22 protein-coding genes and 1 pseudogene are annotated in these 20,660 nt (G+C 71.7%); 7 read left to right on the top strand and 16 right to left on the bottom strand.

Annotation, left to right across the window (positions count from 1 at the left end; translation table 11 throughout):
- Window positions 1-255: 255 nt before the first annotated feature.
- The 6 genes from Q7T52_RS07780 to Q7T52_RS07760 all read right to left on the bottom strand — a co-directional run bounded on the left by Q7T52_RS07780 (window position 256) and on the right by Q7T52_RS07760 (window position 6,361).
- Window positions 256-960 carry a M23 family metallopeptidase gene (locus Q7T52_RS07780; protein ID WP_304801109.1) on the bottom strand — a complete coding sequence of 235 codons (705 nt, stop codon included), beginning with the start codon at window positions 958-960 and terminating at the stop codon, window positions 256-258.
- Between the two features lie 527 nt (window positions 961-1,487).
- Entirely contained in the window at window positions 1,488-1,661 is a 174-nt protein-coding gene (locus Q7T52_RS20630; RefSeq protein ID WP_370692308.1) for an NUDIX domain-containing protein, read from the bottom strand.
- A gap of 575 nt (window positions 1,662-2,236) precedes the next feature.
- A complete protein-coding gene (locus Q7T52_RS07775; protein WP_304801106.1) occupies window positions 2,237-2,584 on the bottom strand; it encodes a hypothetical protein in 348 nt (115 codons plus the stop codon).
- A gap of 598 nt (window positions 2,585-3,182) precedes the next feature.
- Entirely contained in the window at window positions 3,183-3,767 is a 585-nt protein-coding gene (locus Q7T52_RS07770) for a DinB family protein (protein ID WP_304801104.1), read from the bottom strand.
- A 279-nt stretch (window positions 3,768-4,046) separates the two neighbouring features.
- Window positions 4,047-5,750 (bottom strand): hypothetical protein, encoded by a 1,704-nt coding sequence (locus tag Q7T52_RS07765; RefSeq protein WP_304801102.1) that lies wholly within the window; start codon window positions 5,748-5,750, stop codon window positions 4,047-4,049.
- Window positions 5,747-6,361 (bottom strand): CARDB domain-containing protein, encoded by a 615-nt coding sequence (locus tag Q7T52_RS07760; protein ID WP_304801100.1) that lies wholly within the window; start codon window positions 6,359-6,361, stop codon window positions 5,747-5,749. Before Q7T52_RS07760 ends, Q7T52_RS07765 begins: the two co-directional genes overlap by 4 nt.
- Window positions 6,362-6,676: 315 nt before the next feature.
- Between Q7T52_RS07760 and Q7T52_RS07755 the strand changes: the two genes are divergently transcribed.
- Window positions 6,677-7,228: a YfbM family protein gene (locus tag Q7T52_RS07755; protein WP_304801097.1), complete on the top strand. Its 552-nt coding sequence runs from the start codon at window positions 6,677-6,679 to the stop codon at window positions 7,226-7,228.
- A gap of 64 nt (window positions 7,229-7,292) precedes the next feature.
- Here Q7T52_RS07755 and Q7T52_RS07750 read toward each other — a convergent pair whose 3' ends face one another.
- The 4 genes from Q7T52_RS07750 to rocD form a co-directional block, all read right to left on the bottom strand.
- Window positions 7,293-8,438: an HNH endonuclease signature motif containing protein gene (locus Q7T52_RS07750; protein WP_304801095.1), complete on the bottom strand. Its 1,146-nt coding sequence runs from the start codon at window positions 8,436-8,438 to the stop codon at window positions 7,293-7,295.
- 318 nt (window positions 8,439-8,756) lie between these two features.
- Window positions 8,757-9,629 carry an N-acetyltransferase gene (locus Q7T52_RS07745; RefSeq protein WP_304801093.1) on the bottom strand — a complete coding sequence of 291 codons (873 nt, stop codon included), beginning with the start codon at window positions 9,627-9,629 and terminating at the stop codon, window positions 8,757-8,759.
- Between the two features lie 22 nt (window positions 9,630-9,651).
- Window positions 9,652-11,565: a glycosyltransferase family 39 protein gene (locus Q7T52_RS07740; RefSeq protein WP_304801090.1), complete on the bottom strand. Its 1,914-nt coding sequence runs from the start codon at window positions 11,563-11,565 to the stop codon at window positions 9,652-9,654.
- Window positions 11,566-11,635: 70 nt separating this feature from the next.
- Entirely contained in the window at window positions 11,636-12,865 is a 1,230-nt protein-coding gene (gene rocD, locus Q7T52_RS07735; RefSeq protein WP_304801089.1) for an ornithine--oxo-acid transaminase, read from the bottom strand.
- A 152-nt stretch (window positions 12,866-13,017) separates the two neighbouring features.
- On the opposite strand from rocD, the gene Q7T52_RS07730 reads away from it, so the two are divergent.
- Entirely contained in the window at window positions 13,018-13,515 is a 498-nt protein-coding gene (locus Q7T52_RS07730; protein WP_304801086.1) for a sigma-70 family RNA polymerase sigma factor, read from the top strand.
- Window positions 13,512-14,345 (top strand): hypothetical protein, encoded by an 834-nt coding sequence (locus Q7T52_RS07725; protein WP_304801084.1) that lies wholly within the window; start codon window positions 13,512-13,514, stop codon window positions 14,343-14,345. Before Q7T52_RS07730 ends, Q7T52_RS07725 begins: the two co-directional genes overlap by 4 nt.
- Here Q7T52_RS07725 and Q7T52_RS07720 read toward each other — a convergent pair.
- The 4 genes from Q7T52_RS07720 to Q7T52_RS07705 all read right to left on the bottom strand — a co-directional run bounded on the left by Q7T52_RS07720 (window position 14,338) and on the right by Q7T52_RS07705 (window position 17,990).
- On the bottom strand, window positions 14,338-15,753 hold the full coding sequence (locus tag Q7T52_RS07720) for a cell wall metabolism sensor histidine kinase WalK (protein WP_304801081.1): 1,416 nt from the start codon (window positions 15,751-15,753) through the stop codon (window positions 14,338-14,340). The genes Q7T52_RS07725 and Q7T52_RS07720 overlap by 8 nt on opposite strands.
- 7 nt (window positions 15,754-15,760) lie before the next feature.
- The gene (locus Q7T52_RS07715) at window positions 15,761-16,498 is read right to left on the bottom strand and encodes a response regulator transcription factor (protein ID WP_304801079.1); all 738 of its coding nucleotides are present in this window, start codon (window positions 16,496-16,498) and stop codon (window positions 15,761-15,763) included.
- Between the two features lie 78 nt (window positions 16,499-16,576).
- A complete protein-coding gene (locus Q7T52_RS07710) occupies window positions 16,577-17,101 on the bottom strand; it encodes a hypothetical protein (protein WP_304801076.1) in 525 nt (174 codons plus the stop codon).
- Between the two features lie 49 nt (window positions 17,102-17,150).
- Window positions 17,151-17,990 carry a helix-turn-helix transcriptional regulator gene (locus Q7T52_RS07705; RefSeq protein WP_304801074.1) on the bottom strand — a complete coding sequence of 280 codons (840 nt, stop codon included), beginning with the start codon at window positions 17,988-17,990 and terminating at the stop codon, window positions 17,151-17,153.
- 27 nt (window positions 17,991-18,017) lie between these two features.
- Here Q7T52_RS07705 and Q7T52_RS07700 point away from each other — a divergent pair, with 27 nt between their 5' ends.
- Both Q7T52_RS07700 and Q7T52_RS07695 read left to right on the top strand, forming a co-directional pair.
- On the top strand, window positions 18,018-18,392 hold the full coding sequence (locus tag Q7T52_RS07700) for a VOC family protein (RefSeq protein ID WP_304801071.1): 375 nt from the start codon (window positions 18,018-18,020) through the stop codon (window positions 18,390-18,392).
- A 56-nt stretch (window positions 18,393-18,448) separates the two neighbouring features.
- On the top strand, window positions 18,449-18,973 hold the full coding sequence (locus Q7T52_RS07695; protein ID WP_304801068.1) for a hypothetical protein: 525 nt from the start codon (window positions 18,449-18,451) through the stop codon (window positions 18,971-18,973).
- A gap of 4 nt (window positions 18,974-18,977) precedes the next feature.
- Here the strand turns inward: Q7T52_RS07695 and Q7T52_RS07690 are convergent, their stop codons facing one another.
- Both Q7T52_RS07690 and Q7T52_RS07685 read right to left on the bottom strand, forming a co-directional pair.
- The gene (locus Q7T52_RS07690) at window positions 18,978-19,217 is read right to left on the bottom strand and encodes a helix-turn-helix transcriptional regulator (protein WP_304801066.1); all 240 of its coding nucleotides are present in this window, start codon (window positions 19,215-19,217) and stop codon (window positions 18,978-18,980) included.
- Window positions 19,217-19,684, bottom strand: coding sequence for a DUF2975 domain-containing protein (locus Q7T52_RS07685; RefSeq protein WP_304801064.1), 468 nt, complete (start codon window positions 19,682-19,684; stop codon window positions 19,217-19,219). The genes Q7T52_RS07690 and Q7T52_RS07685 overlap by 1 nt, the downstream gene beginning before the upstream one ends.
- Window positions 19,685-19,829: 145 nt before the next feature.
- Between Q7T52_RS07685 and Q7T52_RS07680 the strand changes: the two genes are divergently transcribed.
- Window positions 19,830-20,324, top strand: a complete 495-nt coding sequence (locus tag Q7T52_RS07680; RefSeq protein WP_304801061.1) for a SigE family RNA polymerase sigma factor — start codon at window positions 19,830-19,832, stop codon at window positions 20,322-20,324.
- Window positions 20,321-20,660 (top strand): annotated as a pseudogene (locus Q7T52_RS07675) (hypothetical protein); the annotation flags it as partial. The gene Q7T52_RS07680 and the pseudogene Q7T52_RS07675, both read left to right, overlap by 4 nt.

The following is a 20,660-nucleotide window of genomic DNA, read 5'->3' as shown; positions in this document are numbered from 1 at the left end:
TGATCCGCGAGCAACCTGCCGGCTACCCCCTCCAGTTTGTTCGGTGTTCGATCGCAAACCAAAGCTTGGCAGCGAACCCTCGGGGCCGAAGGTCCCGAGGGTTCGCGAGGGTTGTGTCTACGTCGCCTGACCGTTAGGACACGCGAGAGCGACGCCGTTGACAGTTGAGCGATCCCCCTGGCGGCGTCCGCGGCAGCGGGCTCGGGCGGGGTGTCAGTGTTGCGGCACGCCTGAGGGATCGACCTAGTGACGGATTCACCCTGCGCAGGCCTGGGGCCCTCCGGTCGGCACGTCGGAGCCGCCAACTCGTCCGAGTCGCGCGCCAGGCGAGGCCGCTGTCTCGTAGTAGCAGGACTGGTCGCCTTGGGAGTAGTTGTATCCCTCGATATGCACGTGGGCTCCGTCCCAGCAGTCTTCCGCAGCGCCGGGGTAGGTACCAACTACTCCGAGGACTGTGTCGGGGTAGACCGTCTGTCCAGGACTGACCGCGAGGTTGTTGAGGTGGAGGTAGGAGACCGCGCCGATCGCGGGGCCGCCGTTGGGCGCCCGTACGTCGATCGTCACGCCGGTACCGCCAGCTCCACCGGAGCAGACAGGGAAGACGCTCTTCACCACCAGCGTGGTTCCGTACGGCCCCTTGAGGTCCGGCTTGACCTCAGTGCCCTCGCTGGCTCCCCAGTCACCGGCCCAGTCGCTGCTGACGCCGTTCGCTGCCGCTGCACTTTTAGAGGGCGAATGGCTACTGGGGCTGGATGCGAGCCCGCCGTCGAACGTAGCGACGATGTACACCTCGGGTCCGCTGGCCTCTGCGGCATCGTCTCCTGCGGGCCACAAGACCCATGCCGCCGCGGTGACCAAGACCAGTGCGACGCCGACAAGTAGGCCATGGCGACGGGTGAACTTGAATCGAAGTGCGTCAACAACCATGTTCTGGTCGTCAGTCCCCTCTGTGGTGGGCATATCTGCATTCATTTCCCGAGAACCTCCTCTAGGTGCGGCAGCCGCCAGTCGGACTGCCCTCGCATGTAGACACAAGGCAGGGACACACGAGGTACAGGTCCATTCGAAACTTCTTGGATTCCACCTCCTCAAGTACTCGACCGCGCCCGCGCAGCAGGTCAGAGCGGCCCGACCCTGCTGAGTAGTCACCCTGCTGCCTAGGTGCTGCCGAGCCGACGCTGGTGCTCGGATGCCCGCGCCTCGAGCGTCGGAACGTGTGGTCCTCATCCCGGTGCGCGAGTGCTCCTGGGCGAGGTAGTCCCGTAGGTCGCACGGAACAAGACGGCGCCCGGATCTACCCCGGACGGCCCGCATGTGAGTCGTACACGAAGCCAGCACGTGAGCGGGTAGATCCGCAGTGGTTGCGCATCGCTTTCACCAAGGCTTTGCGCACGACGATGTGGGGCGGGGGTGGCAGTTCCTCTAGGTCAAACCAGCCCAGACCGTCGTGCTCATCAGGCGCAACGTTCGCGGGAATGCCCGTCCAGTCACTCACGAGCCAGGCATACAGAACGATCGACTCGTCTGCTGGCCTTACAATCTCGGCATATGAGAGTCATCAGTCCGGTCGCAACCTGAACGCGCAGTTCCTCTTCTAGCTCTCGAACGAGCGCGCCCTCATCGGACTCGTCAGGTTTGACGAGACCCCCGGCAAATCCCACACATCCGGGTTGGCGTACTTGTCCGCGCGTCGATGCACGAGCAGGACTCGACGCTCGTCGATTGACGCGCCCAGGACGACCGTTCGCATGAGCCAGCGACAGCGCAGACCACCGACACCCGTGGTCCCGACGGTCGGGAGGTCTATGCCGACCTCTGGGCTACCCGCCCGACCATGCCGCGCAGCGCATGAGTACCTCAGTGTCAGACGGGTCTTGCGCTTGCACTCGTCGCTCGACGTGCTCTGGCTACCATCGTGCCGCTGAGAAGTGCGACCACGGCCCCGATGCTCCCGGCGCCAACGTCGACCCAGTACGAGCGCGGAACATAGCCCTGCAAGGTGCAGGCGGTGCCGCCCCCGGGTTGCGGGGAGCACTGGTTGGGGAAGTCATACCGCCCGTCGACAAGGAGTTGCAGCAGTAGGTAGCCCACTACCGCTCCAACGACTGCCGCTCCGAGGATGAAGCGTCGTCGCGTTCTGCTGCTCGTCACAAGAGATGAGGGTACGTCGAACCGCCCGACCATGCCGCCGAGAGTGGGCGGTCTTGGCGGCGGTCGGGCGTGCGTGCCGCCGTCCTTACTCGAACGGGCCGGGTAGGGGGATGCGCTGCACAACCTGCCCATCTCGGTCCAGGCCCATGAGGGCAGTGACGTTGTCAACCGGCGGGCGGACGAGAACGAAGAACCGCATGGGACTTCCGTCGTCTGCTGTCGCCTCTATAAGGGCTACGGTCTCTGCTTCGGACGAGTGGGCCTGGTCCCGACTTTCGGCGCGGACCACGCGTATGCGGGACGTAGTGAGGCCGTACAGGTAGTAGTTGCCCTCCCCGCGCTTCAAGCCGCCCCCGAACCCGATCTCGGTTGTCCCCGGAATGTCGAAGCCGGAGCCACCTTGGCGCTCGCCTCCGTTCACGAAGAGGGCCATGAAGTGACGATTACCTAGCCCATGGGGTGAGTACCTAACTGACCACGTGTCCCCGTTGGGGGCTGTGCCCTCTGCGGCAATCACTGATTGCTCTTCGCTCACAAATGCAGGCTTTCACGGCCCAGCGGGCTTCGCCCGGCCATGCTGCCCAGCGGGCTCCACGCGACCATGCCGCCCAGCGGGGCTCGGGCCGGTGGAGCCGGATCGAGCGGTCGTCCCCGTATCTTGATGCCGTGGGCCGACCGCTGACTACCCGACGATGGCTGTTCTTGGCCTCGACCGGAACGCTGCTAGCGCTCATCGTGATCGCGGTTCTCGTTCGCGAGGTAGATCCCGACGTCCTGCCGGAACTACCCGGTTGGTCGACTCCGCTGGGATTGATCGTTGTCTTGGCGGTCAACATCTACGTCGCTCGGAGCGGGCGTCACAAGTCGTCTGCAAGAGAGCCGAAGCCGACGTGCGGGCATTCCGGCACTAACTAACACTCCGCCCGACCATGCCGCCGTCGGGGTGCAGCGTGACCGTGCCGCGTGAAGTGCGCTGTCGTTCCCATTGGCGGTCGCACTCCCTGGACTCAACATCACCGGACTTCGGAATCTCAGTTGGTATCCGAGGCCACGGTACGAGCGACCCGGTCGACCTCGGCCCAACGCTGCTTCCAGAACAGCTCGTCGTCTTCGACTGTGCTCGTGTGTCGGCCAGACCCGATCTCGCCGTCAAGCAGCTCGCGCAGAACGTCTGCGTGGCCCGCATGCTGGCGTGTTTCGCCGATGAGGTGCGCGACGACGTCGAGCAGTGTCACGTCTGCGTGCCACCAGGGGACGTGGCCGGGGGCATCGAGCGGCAATTCGTTGATGGTCGCGTCCGAGTGCGCGGTCACCCTCTCGAAAAGTGCGAGGACGTGGGAGCGCGACTCCAGCTCGGTTGCCCACATGTCGTTGCCGCGAGCTGAGCGGTCGTCCCACGCGGGGATCGGCTCGGGACAGGGTCGGCCCATGACGTTGCCGAGGTAGCGCGACTCCCATGTCGCGAGATGTTTGACGAGGCCGAGGAAGTTGGTCCCGGTCGGTGTCAGTGGACGACGGACGTCGTAGTCGGAGAGGCCCTTGAGCCTGTCGAGTACGGCCGCTCGTGCCTGACGCAGGTCTTGGTGGAGCCGTGCCTTCGCGGCGACCTCATCCATGACGCGGAGTCTGTCAGGCAAACGGTGAAAACGACTGACCGTGACCGGCATCGTCCTCCGCCCGACTCTGCCGCCCTGCGGGCTCCGCCCGACATGGCGCGTCGCCGACCGCCTCACGGACCGCTGCTGCCCCGACGTAGCTCAGCGATGACCGCCACCGCTCCAGCGCGTCAAGGGGTCGTCGTAGTCATCGCCGTGGCCGTGCGCCGCAGCCTCGCCGTCCCAGAACCGGACGTTGGTGGCGACGACGTCGGTGGACGTGTCGCTCAGGTGGGGAGCTCAGAACCCGGTCGACAGACCCGACACGAAAGAGATGTCCATCTCGTCCTTGTACGTCGTCAGCTCGATCTTGCCCGCGGTCGAGGTGACCTCGGGCCCGACCTGCCAACCGACGTCCTGGACGCCGTCCTGGCCGACCTTGACGTAGGCGCCCGACTTGAAGCTGCCCTCGAGCGGGCCGCCGCCGACCTTGGTCTTGGCGCCCACGACGACGGTGATCGCGCCGGCTCGGAAGTCGTAGGAGACCTCGCCGAACGCGGACAGGAACGGGAGGACCTCGGCCGAGAGCTCCTGCTGGATCTTCTCGCAGTTGATCTTGATCTCGGCCGGGCCGAGCTTGGTCTTGAACGCGATGGCCGCGACGCCGGGTGTGCACGGGTCCTGGGACTCGACGTCCGGTGCGTCCTCGGTCGGCTCCGGCGTCCCCGGTGCAGGCTCGACGCACAGGTCGGCGAAGGTGGCGGCCGCGGACGCCCAGAGCAGGGCCTCGTGTGCGAGCTGGTCGTAGTGCTGGCGCTCGAGGGCGGCGATGCCGAGCAGCACGAGCTCGTGCGCCGACGGCTCGTCGAGGTTGGCTGCGATCGAGCTGCGCAGCCGGGACACGATGTCGAGATGCTCGGCCGAGAGCGTGTCCAGGCGACCCATGGCGGACCTCCAGCGGCCGTGCGCGTCGACCAGCGCGGGACGGCACTGCCCGACGATGAAGTCCTCGGCGCAGTCGCGGTCCTGGGACCCTGCACACGCCGCGACGGCGTCCTCGCGGATCGTCGGGAAGACCCCCGGCCCGTGGAAGTCGTTGGCCTCGTCCCAGAACTCCTCACTGATGGTCCGGAGCCGGTCCTTGACCTGCTCGATCTCCGCCTCGATGGCCTCGGCGCGTCCGTTGGTCGTGCTCTGACCGAGGTGGACGAGCGAGGAGCGCCGCAGCCGCTCGGCGACGGAGCTGTTGGCGTCGGCGGCCTCCAGCCGCGCCGTGGCCGCGTCGACCCGTGCCTGGTGGCGGCCGACCTCACCGGTGGTGTCGTTGAGGACGTCGAGGTAGGTCTGGCGCAGTCCGACCAGGGTGGTCGGGGTCTGCCCGATCGGCAGGTTGCGCAGCGGCGTCGGGCGCCCCTTGGTCAGGTCGACGTGCGTGGTCGGGTCGATCTCGACCGGGTCCTGGCCCTGCGGCGTCTCGGTGTGGGTGCGGACCCGCGAGGACTCGACGAACCGACCGGCCACGGCGGTGCGGCCGCTGCAGGCCTCCACGGTCGCCAGGCCCGCGTCGGCCTCGGTCAGCACGGGTGCCGCGTGCCGGGCCGCGACGAACCACGGCCGGGCCTCGGCGAGGCGGCCCGTCATCACCAGCGCCTGACCGCGTACGACGGCGGCGATCGTCTGGACCGGGATCCCCAACGCCGGCTTGCGGTAGGTGCGTTGCGCCGCGGCGTCCAGGAGCGCGATCGCCTCGTTGGGCATGCCGACCGACGTCGCGATCGCGGCCGCGTCGATGAGGTGCGTCGCGATGGTCGGCTCGAGCTCGGCGGCGCGGAGCAGCGCGGCCAGGGCCAGCCCGGGCACGGCCTGCGTCGTTCCGGCCACGGCGAGCTCCTGGAGCTTGCCGACGTCGCCGTAGGCCGGTGAGGCACGCAGTCGGCGTACGCCGTCGGCCGCGTCGGACTGCAGCCGGGCGTGCAACGAGGCCAGCGCGGCCGACAGAGTCAAGGCCCGCGCGGGATGCACGACCCGCACCGCGCCCGGATGGCCGTGACGGCAGCGCTCTCGTCGGCCGGCCACGCCGTCGTCGCGGCGAAGGAGTCGATCTGGGTGGTGCCCGGGTCCATCGTCGGAAGCTCCGGGACCGGCGTCACCGGGGGCGTGCTCGACGTGCCCGTGACCCGAAGGGATCCCACGATCCGGCAGTTGTTGCCTTCGGAGGACTCCTTGACCTGACGGCGTACGTCGGCGCACACCCGCACGGGGTAGGTCCCGGTCGCGGTCGCCGGGGGCACGCGAGCCGACACAGCGCCGCGTCGGGTCGCTCGCGGCGCGAGGGCCGAGAGGGTCGAGGTCGCGAGCCGGACCGCTCGCGAACCAACCACCAGATCGACCTGCACGGCTGACCTGCCGGCGCGGGCGCGCCCGGCGTTGCGGACCACGTAGCCGACACTGGTGGCGGAGCCCGCCCTGACCGTCCCAGGCGCAAAGGTGCTGGAGGCGACCAGTAGGTCCGGGCGTGCAGGCCGGGCCGCCGCGCCGGTCGGTGCGACGGTGAGCAGCCCGCCGAGGCAGGCCACGAGAGTGAGGAAGCCGAGCAGTCGGCGCGACGAGGACATGGCCCCAGCATCAGAGCCGCCGCTTGTCGCCTCCTTGCATCCCGCTGGCGACACGTCCCGACGTTCCGCGACGCCCCGGCCAGGCGACGGCCCGCCGGCACGTGGACGACGGGTGAGGGGTGGGGGCGAAGGACCAGGGAGTGGTGTGACATGCCACGGACGCCAGGTACGTCGGCTTGCCCCGCCCTCGCAGCACGCGTGTACGGGCTCCGCCCGACCCTGCCGCGGTCAGCGTGCGGGCGCGGGTGCAGGCGCGCCATGTGGATCAGGTGCGTGGCGGCGGTTGGTCGGAGCCGTACCGGGAAGGACCGGCCCATGGGAATGATCCTCGTTGCCACCATGCTCCGCGCGGACGAGCTCGCCGCCGTGCACGAGTCTCAGGACGCGCTGGGCGCGCTCATCGAGGAGCAGCCCGGTGACGATGGGCGCTCGATCGACATCGACAAGGCGTGGCACGGTATCCACTTCCTGCTCACGGGCACTGAGGACCTGGTCCAGGGTCGGGCGACCGAGGCGCGGCGGTGGCGCTTCGGCCGGGGTCGAGCGAGAGCCGCACACCCGGTCGGCGCTGAGTCGCTGGCCGTCCTGGGCGGTGAACCAGTGGGCGGGGACGTCGGTTACGGGCCGGCGCGCGTCCTCACCGCCGCACAGGTCGCCGACGTCGCCGCAGCCTTGGAGCCGATGGACCGCGAGACGCTGGGCCGTCGCGTCGACCTCGACGCCATGGGAGCCGCGGAGCTCTACCCGCAGATCTGGGACGAGCCCGATGTGTACGAGGAGTACCTCGGCCCTCACTACGACGAGCTGCGCTCGTTCTACCTGCGGGCGGCCGCAGCGGAGGCCGCGGTCCTGCTGTCGATCACCTAGCCGTTCCGGGGGGCTCCGCCCGACATCGAGGTGAGGCGAACTCCTGCCCGGCGACCACCCGAGTTCAGGCAGCAGGGATGCCGGTCTGCTCCTGTTGCGGGTGGGTCTCGCCGGTGGCGTGGGCGCGGTGGTGGTGGAACGGGCACAGGAGCATGGCGGTCTTGGTGTCGGTGGTGCCTCCTTGGGACCAGGGGGTGCGGTGGTGGACGTGGCAGAGCCAGCCGGGGATGTGGCAGCCGGGGTGCTCGCAGTGCCGGCGTTCGACGATGAGGACCAGGCGTTGCTTGGTGGTGTGGAGCCGGTACAGGCGACCGACGGAGAGGCACGTGCCGTCGGCGTCCATCCACATCGGCACGATCCCGGCCTCACACGCCAGCCGGAGCCACTCGGTGTGGCTGATCGGGGTGCCGGTGTCGAGCCTGGCTGACTTGACCTGGCCCTCGAGGAGGGCGGCGTCACCGATCGCGATGACGGTCGCGTTCAATCCACCGAGCTTCGGCAACAGCTTGGCGGGGAAGCGGGCGATGTAGTCGCAAAACGCCTGTCCCATCCTCTCCGGGGTCGGGGTCTGCCAGTCGTAGGACCTAGGGCCGTGCTCAGCCCGCACGTGCTTCGGTGCAGCCAGGGCCGTGAGGGCTTTGCGGAGCATGTCGCCGTACAGGCTCGGTATGGAGAACCGTCCGTGGGTCATGCCGTCACCGTCGTTGCCCATGGAGAAACGGGTCTTGCGACGTGCTCGGGCTTCCTGGGCCTCCAGGGCCCGGGCTTCGCGGGCGTCGGCACTCTCGGGGTCGAGACGTTGGTAGATCTCGTGGCCCAGGTGGGCCAGGGCGTCGGCGTCCTGGTCGGCCGCCTCGGCGAGCAGGAACGCCTCCGCATGTTGCTTGTCGTGGGTGCTGAGGTCGTCATCGAGATGTCCGAGCGTGTCCGCGATCGCTTGAGCCTGCTCAGCATGGACCTCGCCCCGCGCGGTCGCCGCACGCGTCGGCTCCCACGCGCCCAGAGCAGCGGCGAGCTTGGCCTTGCGGTCGGCGCTGCGGCCGGTGACGTTGGTGGTGACTTGGAGCCAGGTCTTCAGGCTCCGACACCCAGCCGCACCGGGACGCTCCAGGGTCCCGGCGTGCCCGACCGCCCGGGCCTCGACCTCGGCGACACCGGCGGCGACCTTGGCCGCCAGGACCACGACCCGGTCGGTGGTCGCAGCGTCCATCGACCACACCGGCACCCCAACCAGCCCCTTCAGTTCGTCGAGGACGGAGCACAGAACCGTCTCGATCGGGTGTCCCGATCGAGGGGTGTCGGTGTGCTGGGTCATGCACCGATTCGAGCACCGGCCACCGACAGTCCTGGGCGAGAATCCGGCTCAACCACAGGGGTTGTGGACAACCCCACTGAGACCCAGGACTGTGGACGACTCGTGGTCAATTCCACAGGATGCTGACGGCCGCGAGGGTCTCGTGACGATGGTCAGCACAACCTCCCCGACCACCAGCCGCGGGACTCCGGCCGTGTAGGCCGTGGGACGACCTCAGGCGGGCGCGACGTACCAGGTGTCGGTCGACGTCGTGCGGAACCCGACCCCCTCGTAGACGGCGCGTGCGGCGTCGGTGCCGTAGCCGATCTTGACCCGCTCGGCGCCGCGGGAGACGAGGCGGTCGATGCCAGCGGTGAGCATCGCCCCTGCGAGGCCACGTCGCTGGAACTCGTCCTCGACCCGTACCGGTTCGACGAGCCCCACCCGCGTCACCGGGTCGAACCAGAACAGTGCGTAGCCGGCCGTCTGGCCGTCGGCGGTCTCGACCGCCAGGTCGAGCGAAGGGTCGTAGAGCGATCCCTGGGCCAGCCGCTCGGCCACCGCGTCGCCGTTGCGGGACCGCATGGGGTGCGGCGAGTCCGCGCGCTGCGATCGGTCGACCACCACGAACCCGTCGGCGGGGGCGACGAGCGGCGGACGGTCGGCGGCGTCCAGCCACGAGGTGCTCGAGGCCTCCCCGGGCACGAACCCGGCTGCCTCGGCCAACGACAGCAGGGCCACGTCGTGGCCCCAGACTGGCACCTCGACCCGACCCCCGGCGTACGCCGCCGCCTGCCGCAGAGCGCGGGCCCACACGGCCTCGAGCCCTGGACCCGACGTCCCCGGGACGACGACCGGCTCGCACTGCCACGACCCGGCCCACTCGGTCAGGTAGACCGCGGCGACCGGCCCCTCGTCGTCGACCCAGAACACGTGGTCGACCGTGTCGGTGGCCCGCGGCTTGCGCCACCACCACTGCACGTCGGCGGCCTCCCAGACGCCCGCGAGCGGGTCGGCGAGCCGCAGCCGTTGCAGCAGCGCCGACATCAGTCCGAGCGCCTCGAGCCCTGACGCCGTGATCTCCTGCACCCAGGAAGCCTCGGTCATCGGGGCCCGCGACGCGACCGGATTACTGCGTCAGGTCGTAGAGGGTGACGCCGTCGACGGTCTGGGCTGTGTAGTTCGCGGCCACCCACGTCGAGATCTCGGAGTCCCCGCCGCCGGGACCGCCCCGGCCACCGCCGAGGGCACCGCCACCGAGGCCGCCGCCGCCGGAGATGAAGTAGTGGATGCGGCCGTCGGCGACGTACTGCTGGAACTGCGCCAGCGTCGGGCTCGGGTCACTGCCGTTGAAGCCGCCGATCGGCATGACGGACTGCTCGGTGGCCAGCTGGTAGCCCGCCGCCGAGTTGGCTCCGACCGTCGCGGCCACCCAGTCGTAGGACGCCGCGTCGTCGAGCAGCAGGTCGGTCAGGGTCGAGGTCGAGGTCGACCCGGACAGAAGACCGCCCACGCCGGTGCCGCCACCGCCCCCGCCGCCCGGTCCGCCACCCGGTCCGCCACCGAAGCCACCGGCCTGCGACGGGCCGGCACTGGGGATCGAGCCGGTGTGGGGCGTCGCCGCGGTCGTGAGCGAGTACGCCGTCGGGCCGGCCAGCACGGCGACGAGAGCCACCAGCGCCACCACCGCGCCGACGACCCGCGGCAGGTGCCGGACACCGACGACCATCAGGGCGGCGGCGAGGCCGAGCACGGCGATCGTCCAGCGCAGCCACGGGTGGTAGTCGGAGGTGCGGGCGAGCAGCACGAACGACCACGACGCGGTGAGGGCGACGGTGAAGCCGAGGACCCCCGAGGCCACCAGCGAGTCGCGGCGCTGCCACAGCGCCCAGGCGCCGAGGGCGACGCACGCGGCGATCGCGGGAGCGAGGGCGACGGTGTAGTAGGCGTGGTAGATCCCGGCCATGAAGCTGAAGGTCGCGGCCGTGACGACCAGCCACCCGAGCATGAGCGACGCGGCGATCTTGACCGGACGTCGTCCGGCCCAGATCGCGGCCACGCCGAGCACGAGGGCGGCCGGCAGCAGCCAGGCGACCTGGCCGCCGTTGTCGGTGCCGAGCAGCCGGAAGAGGCCGGTGGAGCCCCAGCCCATCCCGCCGCCGACCGAGCCGGCCTCGTCGCCGGTGATCCGGCCGAAGCCGTTGTAGCCAAAGGTCAGCTCGAGGAAGTCGTTGGTCTGGCTGCCGCCGATGTAGGGCCGCGAGGAGGCCGGCCACAGCTCGACGATCGCGACCCACCAGCCGGCGCCGGCGACCATCGCGCCGAACGCGGCCAGCAGGTGGCCGACCCGGCGGCGCCACGGCAGGGCCGCGAGGACGGCGTACGTCACCGCGAAGCCGGGCAGCACGAGGAACGCCTGCAGGGTCTTGGTCAGGAACGCCAGCCCGAGCAGGCCGCCGGCCAGCACCAGCCAGCGGAGCGCCCGCTCGGAACCGAAGGAACGGAACGTCGCGGACGCGGCGCCGAGCATGAGCAGCGTCAGCAGTGCGTCGGGGTTGTTGAAGCGGAACATCAACGCGGCGACGGGGGTGACCGCCAGCGCGAGACCCGCGAGGAGGCCGGCCCAGGTGCTGCCGGTCGCCCGGCGCACCAACGCGACGAGCACGGCGACCGACCCGACGCCCACCAGCGCCTGCGGGACCAGCATCGCCCACGACGAGAGCCCGAAGATCCGGATCGACAGCGCCATCGGCCACAGCGCCAGCGGCGGCTTGTCCACGGTGATCGAGCCGGCCGCGTCGGAGGCGCCGAAGAACATCGCCTTCCACGACTCCGAGCCGGCCTGCGCCGCCGCGGAGTAGAACGAGTTGGCCCAGCCCGACGCGCCCAGCCCCCACAGGTAGAGGACAGCGGTGCCGACGAGGAGGACGACGTACGCCGCCGCCTCGGGCCGGACCCGCCGGCGCGGCGCCCGGCCGGAGCCCGACGGGGTGGGCTCGGGGGCGTCGGCCACGAACGGGCGGTCGGGAGCGATCGTCGTCATGGACCCGACGATCGCCGCCGCTCCTGGGTCGGGGGTCAGCCCGACCTGTCAGTCACCTGTGAGACGGACCTCAGCCGACGACGGCGGCCAGCTGGTCGAGGCCCCACGCGAGGTCGTCCTCGGACACGACGAGCGGCGGCGCGAGCCGGATCGTCGAGCCGTGGGTGTCCTTGGCCAGGACGCCGCGGGCGAGCAGCGCCTCGCAGACCTGGCGGCCGGAGCCGACCGCCGGGTCGACGTCGACGCCGGCCCACAGCCCGCGCACGCGGACGCCGACCAGGCCGCGGCCGACGAGGCCGTCGAGGCGCTCGCGCAGCAGGACGCTGAGGTCGTCGGCGCGGCGCTGGAAGTCGCCGGTCGCCAGCAGGTCCACCACGGCCGAGCCGACGGCGCAGGCCAGGGCGTTGCCGCCGAAGGTCGAGCCGTGCTGGCCCGGCTTGAGGATGCCGAGCACGTCGCGGTCGGCGACGACGGCCGAGACGGGGACGATGCCGCCGCCGAGGGCCTTGCCGAGCACGTAGAGGTCAGGGACGACGTCCTCGTGGTCGCACGCGAAGGTGCGGCCGGTGCGGCCCAGGCCGGCCTGGATCTCGTCGGCGGCGAACAGCACGTCGTGGCGGGTCGTGACCTCGCGGACGCCCTGCAGGTAGCCCGGCGGCGGGATGACGACGCCGCCCTCGCCCTGGATCGGCTCGATCAGCACGCCCGCGGTACGGGGGGTGATGGCGGCCTCGAGGGCCGCGAGGTCGCCGTAGGGCACGGTGACGAAGCCCGGCGAGAACGGACCGAAGTCGTTCCGCGCGTCGGGGTCGTCGGAGAAGCCGACGATGGTGGTGGTGCGGCCGTGGAAGTTGCCGCTGGCGACGATGATCTCGGCCTGGTCGGCCGCGATGCCCTTGACCTGGTAGCCCCACTTGCGGATGACCTTGATCGCGGTCTCGACGGCCTCGGCGCCGGTGTTCATCGGCAGCACGAGGTCCTTGCCGCACAGGTCGCCGAGCTTGGCGGTGAAGTCGGCGAACTGGTCGTGCACGAACGCGCGGCTGGTCAGCGTCAGCCTGTCGAGCTGGGCGTGCGCCGCCTCGAGCAGGACCGGGTGGGAGTGGCCGAAGTTGAGGGCGCTGTAGCCGGCGAGGAGGTCGAGGTGGCGACGGCCGTCGACGTCGGTCATCCAGGCGCCCTCGGCGTGCGCGACCACCACCGGCAGCGGGTGGTAGTTGTGCGCGGTACGGGCCTCGGCGCGGTCGAGCTCCGCCGCGGCGGCCGTCGTCGTGGGGGTGTCCGTCGTGGACGCGGTCATCTGATCCCTCCCTCTCGTGTCTCGCCCACTGTAGGGGCGGGCCCAGATTGTCAGACAACATTGGCCACGCCAAACCGACACTCAACCTCGGGACCCCCGCCTGCGTAGGGAGGGGTGAGACAGTGCAGGCGACTCGAGAGGCTCCAGTGCCAGTGACACGCGTATCGACCCGGGACCGGGAGTTCGAGGAGTTCGTGCGCGCCGCGTGGCCCCGGCTGCGGCGGGCGGCCTACCTGCTCTCGCACGACACCCACGAGGCCGAGGACCTGGTCCAGACGGCGCTGACCCGCAGCTATGCGCGATGGGGCGTCGTACGCCGGGAGGGGGCCTACTCCTACGTCCACCGAGCCCTCGTCAACGCCTACGTCGACTCCACGCGGCGGCGGCGCCCGGTGCCGGTCGAGCGGGTCGCCGAACGGGTCGGGACCACCGACCACACGGTCGAGGACCGCAGCGAGCTGCTCGACCTGCTGGCGCCACTGACCCCGCGCGAGCGGTCGATCCTCGTCTGGCGCTACTACCTCGACGCCCCCGAGAAGGACGTCGCCGAGCGGCTCGGCGTGGCGCCCGGGACCGTCCGCAGCACCGCCTCGCGCGCCCTGGCCCGGGCGCGCGCCGATCGCACCGACCAGGAGAGGGACCCGCGATGACCGACCGCACCGAGGACCGCCGGATGGCGGCGCTGGTCGCCTCCGACCGGCCCAGCGGCCTCCCGCCCGACCTGGACGGGCTGCGCGCGGGCGGCCGCCGACGTCTCTGGCGACGCCGCGCGGCCGTCGCGGGGGCTGCGGCCGCCGTCGTCCTCGCGATCGGCGTACCGCTGGCCCTGGTGGGGGGCGACGACGGCCGGTCCGACTCGCTGCCCGAGGCCACCCAGCCCCCCACCCCGAGCTCCACGCCCACCCCTCGGCCCAGCCCCACCGCGCCCGGCGTCGACCCCGCTCCCACCCGCGCCGAGTCCGTCCGGGTCCCGCTCTCCGGGGGCACGTTCCTCACCGGCGAGCTCGAGGAGGGCGAGATCATCGGCGCGACGGTCGACCTCGGCACCTACGAGGGCTACGACAAGGTGCTCTACCCGGCCCGCCAGCCGAGCGGCGACGCGTGCCTGTCGGTCGGCCTCCGGGTCGACGGCCGGCTGGTCCGCCTCCTCTGCGCGGTGGTGCCCGTGGCCGACACCGACGACCGGTTCGTGATGTGGGGCGGGGCCCGCGAGGAGCCGGGCACGGTCGCCTCGGTGGACGGTCCCGGCTACCTGCTCGTCGGCGCCGTCCCGGGCGACACCGAGGTGGCGATCGCCGCCGAGGGCGACGAGCCACGACCGGTCACCACCGTGCGCACCGACGTCTTCCCGGGCTACACCGTGTTCGTCGACGAGGCGCCGTGGGACGCGGCGTGGGACGGCCTCCAGCTCGCCCCGCTGACCGTCACGACCGGGTCCGACCTGAGCCTCGACGTGCGCCGGCGCAGCTACGTCAGCTGAGCGTCACGTCGACGCGGGTGTCGCCCGGGACGGTGGTGAGCGTCACGGTGCCGCCATGGGCGGTGACGATGGCCTCGACCAGGGCGAGGCCGAGACCCACGCCGCCCTCGCGCTGGCGGGCCGCGTCGGCGCGCGCGAACCGCTCGAACGCGTGCGGCACCAGCTCGGGCGCGAAACCGGGGCCGTCGTCGTGCACCGAGAAGCCGCCTGCGCGGGCGCTGACGGTGACGGTGGTGCCGGCCGGCGTGTACTTGCGGGCGTTGGTCAGCAGGTTGGTGACGACCTGGTGCAGGCGCTGCTCGTCGCCGGTGACCTCGACGGCCTCGTCGGGCAGGTCGAGGCGCCAGTGGTGCCCGGGCGCGACGACGCGGGCGTCGGAGACGGCCTCGAGCAGGAGCCGGGTCAGGTCGACGGGGGTGCGCTCGAGGGGCCGTCCCGAGTCGAGCCGGGCGAGCAGCAGGAGGTCCTCGACGAGGGCGGTCATCCGCTTGGACTCGTCGGCCACCTTGGTGAGCGCGGTCGCCGCGGTCTCGGGGTCGTCGGGACGACGGCGGGCGAGCTCGGTGTAGCCGGCGATCGTGGTCAGCGGCGTGCGCAGCTCGTGGGAGGCGTCGGCGACGAACTGCCGGATCCGCTGCTCGCTCGCGTGGCGCGCGTCGAGCGACGTCTCGACGTGGACCAGAAGGGTGTTGAGGGCCGAGCCGACCTGGCCGACCTCGGTGCGCTCGTCGGTGAGGTGCTCGGGCACGCGCTCGGTCACGCCGATCTCGCCGGACGACAGCGGCAGGCCGGCGACGGTGTGGGCCGTCTCGGCGACCTCGCGCAGCGGCCGGAGCTGACGTCGTACGACGGTGCGTGCGGCTGCGGCGGCGACCAGGACGGCCGCCAGCCCGAGGAGCAGCTCGAGCCACACGAGCGAGCGGACCGACGCGTCGAGGTCGTCGGTCGGCAGGCCCGTGACGAGGACGCCGAAGGTGTCGGTGTCGACGGCCGCGACGCGGTAGGTGCCGAACCCGTCGATCTCGACCTCGTGGACCTCGCCGTCGGTCGGCACGTCGGCCAGGACCGCCAGGGCCTCGTCGGAGAGCGGGTCGGACTCCTGGAAGCCGCGGGTCAGGACCTGGCCGGTCCCGAGGTCGGGCTGGGCCTGGAGCGCACCGGGACCCTGGTTGCCGAAGAACCGCGGCTCCTCGGCGGTGCCGTCGCCGTCGGCGGGCCGGCCGCCGCCCGGGAAGCCCTCGGCCCCACCGCGCACGGCGGGGGAGTCGAGCACCTTCTCGTCGAGCTGGCCGGTCAGGTAGTCGCGCATCACGAAGGTGGTCGCCGTACCGACGAGCAGCGACATGACCGCCACCAGCAGGACGGCCGTCACGACCAGCCGTGAGGTGAGGGAGGCGAAGCGGTTCACGACCCGGTCACACCGACGTCGCGGCCGGCTTCAGCACGTAGCCGGCGCCGCGCATGGTGTGGATCATCGGCTCGCGGCCGACGTCGATCTTCTTGCGGAGGTAGGAGATGTAGAGCTCGACGACGTTGGCCTGGCCACCGAAGTCGTAGTTCCAGACGCGGTCGAGGATCTGGGCCTTGCTGAGCACGCGCTTGGGGTTGCGCATGAGGTAGCGCAGCAGCTCGAACTCGGTCGCGGTCAGCGAGATCTCCTCGCCGTCGCGGACGACCTCGTGGCTGTCCTCGTCGAGGGTCAGGTCGCCGACGCTGAGCACCGACGTGGTCGCCGCCTGCTGGGCGCCGGAGCGGCGCATCAGCGCGCGCAGCCGGGCCACGACCTCCTCGAGCGAGAACGGCTTGGTGACGTAGTCGTCGCCGCCGGCGGTCAGACCGGCGATCCGGTCCTCGACGGCGTCGCGGGCGGTGAGGAAGAGGACGGGCACGTCGGGGTCGGTGCCGCGCAGGCGGCGCAGCACCTCCATGCCGTCGAAGTCGGGGAGCATCATGTCGAGCACGACGGCGTCCGGCTTGAGCTCCTTGGCCGCCGCGACCGCCTTGGTGCCGGTGTGGGCCGAGGAGACCTGCCACCCCTCGTAGCGCAGGGCCATCGAGATCAGCTCGGCGATGTTGACCTCGTCGTCGACGACGAGGACCCGCACGGGCGAGCCGTCGGGGCGGGTGAGGGAGGGGGTAGCGGTTCCGGCCATGCGTCCACTGTGACGCGGCTGTCTGTGAGGTTCCTGTGCGTCACCTCGGCCCCCGGTGTCAGGTCGCTGGGCGCTCGCTCAGGAGGCGAAGACCTGGAAGGCCACCTGGTCCGACGGCGAGGGCTCGTCGTCGCCCTGGTCGGTCAGCGTGTGGATCTCGATCTCCTTGGGGGCGCAGTCGGCACCGACCGAGTCCCACAGCACGGTGGCGATGCCGGCGGTCTGCGCGAAGTCGGCCGAGACCATGATCGCGCTGTGGGTCAGGTCGACGCCCCGGGCCGGCACCAGGCAGTAGATGCCCTCGGACTCGGGGGCCTTCTTGAGCTGGGAGAAGCCGTAGGTGCGGGTCTTGTCGAGGACGGTGACGATGCTCGTGGCGGTCTCCTTGCGGGTGACCGTGGCGTAGGCCTTGCCGATGCTGACCGAGCGGACGAGAGCCGGGTTGAGGTCGGCGGCGCCGACCGTCCCGTTCTTGATGTCGGCGCTGGCGATGGTGTTGTTCTTGATGTCGCCGCTGGTGACCTTGGCGCCGGCGTAGCCGGCGGTCGAGGAGGCGACGACGAGGGCGAGGGCGGCGAGGGCGATGCCGGAGGAGGTCTTCACCGGCGTACGGTAGGTGCCCCGTCCCGGCAGGCGCCATCGCTCGATCGGGCTATTGCGCGCGGGTGCGGTAGTCGCTCGGCGTCACCCCGACCAGCGCGGTGAAGTCGCGGCCGAAGTGGGCCTGGTCGAACCAGCCGTAGTCGGCCGCGAGGTCGGCCAGCGAGCCGTCGTAGCCGCCGTCGAGCGCGGTGACCACGTCGTGCATCCGGTAGCGCGCCAGCACCCACTTGGGCCCGACCCCGACGTAGCGCGCGAAGAGGCGCTCGAGGGCACGCTTGGACAGCCCGTGGCGCTCGGCCACCTCGTCGACGCGCAGGAGCGTGCGGTCGGCGAGCATGTCCTCGACCAGGCCGAGCAGCTCGTCGTAGGCCGGGTCGGGCCCGGTCGGCACGAGCGTCGCCAGCGCGGCGCACGCGACCTCGGTCGCCTCGGGCGCGGGGGTGCCGGGGCGCAGGCCGTCGAGGGCGTCGTGGACCGCGACCGGCAGCACGTCCTTGGCCGGCACCGTGCGGTCGGTGAGCGCCTTGGCGTCGGTGCCGGTGAGCGCGACGAGCCCGCCGGGCCGCAGCTTGACGCCGTGCACCCAGCCGGAGCCCCGGATGGCGACCTCGAACCGTCGGGTCGTGACGCCGGTGACGAGCACGACCTCGCCGTCGGCCTCGGCGCGCCCGGCGCCGTGCTCGACCGACAGGTTGGCCGCGGGGTGCGGGATCACGGCGCTCGGGTAGGTCGTGCCGGCGGGGAGGTCCCAGGCGAGCGTCCAGTGGTACTCGACCCAGGGGGCCAGTCCGGTCGCCGTCTCGGTGCGCTTCATCGACACGTGCTGGGCGAACTCCTCGGGGCGCAGGATCCCCGCCCGCGTGGACGTCGCGTTTCTCCTAGTCGGCACGGTCCGATCGTAGGGAGGATCGGGGACATGACGGAGACGATCACGGCCGAGCTCAAGATGACCACCCTCGACTGCGCCGACCCCCGCGCGGAGGCGGCGTTCTGGTCCGCCCTGCTGGGCTGGGAGACCGCCCACGTGCAGGACGAGTACGCGATGCTCACCGGGCCCTCCTCGGCGCTCGGCTTCGGGCAGGTGCCCGACTACCAGCCGCCGTCGTGGCCCGACGAGGGCGGCCGCAAGCAGTTCCACTTCGACCTCGCCTGCGACGACGTCGCGGCCGTCGAGGCCCGGGCGATCGAGCTCGGCGCGACCCTCGCCGACCCGCAGCCGGGCGAGACCTGGCGGGTGCTGCTCGACCCGGCCGGCCACCCGTTCTGCCTGACGAGCGCGGCCAACTGGTAGCCCCTGCACGCCGCGACCACAGGTCGTTCACAGGATCGGCTCGGAGAGTCGGACTCATGAACGACACCCAGCCGTTGAGCCCTCAGCCGCAGGACCCGTACGACGCCACGCTGCCCCCGACGCCGCCGGCCCCGACGCCGCCGGCCCCTGCGCCCAGCGCCACGCCGGTCCAGCCGGTCCTCCAGCCGGGCCAGCCCACGACGGACGCCCCGACCGGGCTCAAGCACCGCGTGCTCGGCCTGCGGGCCGTCGCGGCGGTCGCCCTCGCCTCGCTCGTCCTCGGCGGGCTCGGCGGCGTCGCGCTGGGCGCGGTCAGCGGCGGGTCGGACGAGCAGCAGGGCCCCGGCGGACGCGGCGGCTTCGGCGGCCCCGGCGGCGGTCAGAACGTCCAGCCGGGCCAGAACGGCCAGTTCCAGCCGGGCCAGCAGCAGGGCCAGCAGCAGGGTCAGCAGCCGGGTGGTGGGCTGCAGCCCGGCCAGGCCCCGCAGCCCGGTGGCGGCGTACCGCCCGGCACGGCGCCGCAGGACGACGTCCAGCCCGACACCCCCGCCGACGACTCCTCGAGCGACACCAACGCCTGACGTCCTAGCGAGACCGGACGGACACACCGGTCGGGGCGTCGGCGGGCTCCCAGCGGAGCAGGTCGCCGGGCTGGCAGTCGAGCACCTCGCAGAGCGCGGCCAGCGTGCTGAAGCGCACCGCCTTGGCCCGGCCGTTCTTGAGCACCGCCAGGTTGGCCGGCGTGATGCCCACCCGTTCGGCCAGCACGCCCACGGGCATCTTGCGGCGCGCCAGCATGACGTCGACGTCGACCACGATCGGCATCAGATGACCGCGTCGAGCTCGGTCCGGATGTCGACGGCCTGGGCCAGCAGGGCGCGCATCACCACCACCAGGAGGGCGACCCCGGCGACCAGGCCGCCGGCGCCGCCGACGAGCAGCACGACGCCGGGAGCGACGCCCTCGCCGGGCGCGAGGACGACCCCGAGCGAGAAGAGCAGCAGCGCCGCCGTGGCTGCGGCCGCCGCGATGAGGTCGACATAACGGAACGCGGCCTCGGAGAACACCGTGCCGCGGCCCACCAGGGTCAGCAGCCGCCACACGCAGACCATCCCGACCTGGATCGTCGCGACGCCCAGGACGACGATCGCCACCACCGGCCACCGCGTCGCTGCCGGCGTGCCGTCGAGGTCGATCGCGAGCAGCGGCACCAGGACCGCCTGCACGAGCACCGACCCGGCGAGACCTGCTGCCAGGACGGCGCGCAGCGCCGTCACCGTCGGACCGTTCATGGTTCCTCCCTCGGACTACCGATCAACAACCGGAATCTATCGAGTTTCGATGGGTCAGGCAACAGTGGGAGTCGCTGGCCCAACCGATCCGGTGTCGACCCCGTCGAAGGGGTAGCAAGGAGCCACGACGAGCGGGTGGAGCGGGATGAGCAGGCGCGACGAGGAGTTCACGGCCTACGTGGCCGAGCGACGAGCCCACCTCTACCGGACGGCGTACCTGCTCTGCGCGGGTGACGGCCACCGGGCCGAGGACGTCGTGCAGCAGGCGCTGACCAAGCTCTACGCCGCCTGGCCGCGGGTCTCCCGGCTCGACTCCATCGACGCCTACGCACGGCGGGTGGTGGTCAACGCCCACCTCGACGACGTACGCCGCCCGTGGCGCCGCGAGCGGCCCGTCGCGACCACCCTCGAGCGGCCGGCGACGTCCGGCCTCAGCGTCGAGGACGCCGACGCCCTCTGGTCGGCCCTGCGCGGGCTGGCCCCCGGGCAGCGTCGGGTCGTGGTGCTGCGCCACTACCTCGGCCTCTCCGTGGAGGAGACCGCCGCCGACCTCGGCGTCAGCGCCGGGACCGTGAAGAGCCAGACCTCCGACGCGCTGGGCCTGCTGCGCGCCGCACTCAAGGACGGAGCATCCCGATGACGCCGTACGCCGACCCCGACCACGCCGACGGCCCCGCCGAGGTCGACCAGCTGCTCCGCGACCTCGCCGCGGCGGCCCAGGTCCCCGACGTCCCCGTCAGCACCGACCTGGCCCGCGGCCGGGGTCGCGTCCGACGCCGCCGCATCCTGGTCGGGGCAGCAGCGCTCGCGACCGCCGCCGTGGTGAGCGTCGGTGCGGTCGCCGTCGGCGGCGACGGACCGACGTCGGGCGACGGTCTCGTCGCGACCTCCCCGACCGCGAGCGACCCGGCGCCCACCGACCCGGCCCCGACGTCGGCCCCGACGTCGGCCCCGACGTCGGTCCCGACCCGGCCGG

The organism is Nocardioides sp., assembly GCF_030655615.1.
Lineage (GTDB): Bacteria > Actinomycetota > Actinomycetes > Propionibacteriales > Nocardioidaceae > Nocardioides.
This window is presented reverse-complemented; position numbering and strand designations above follow the sequence as displayed.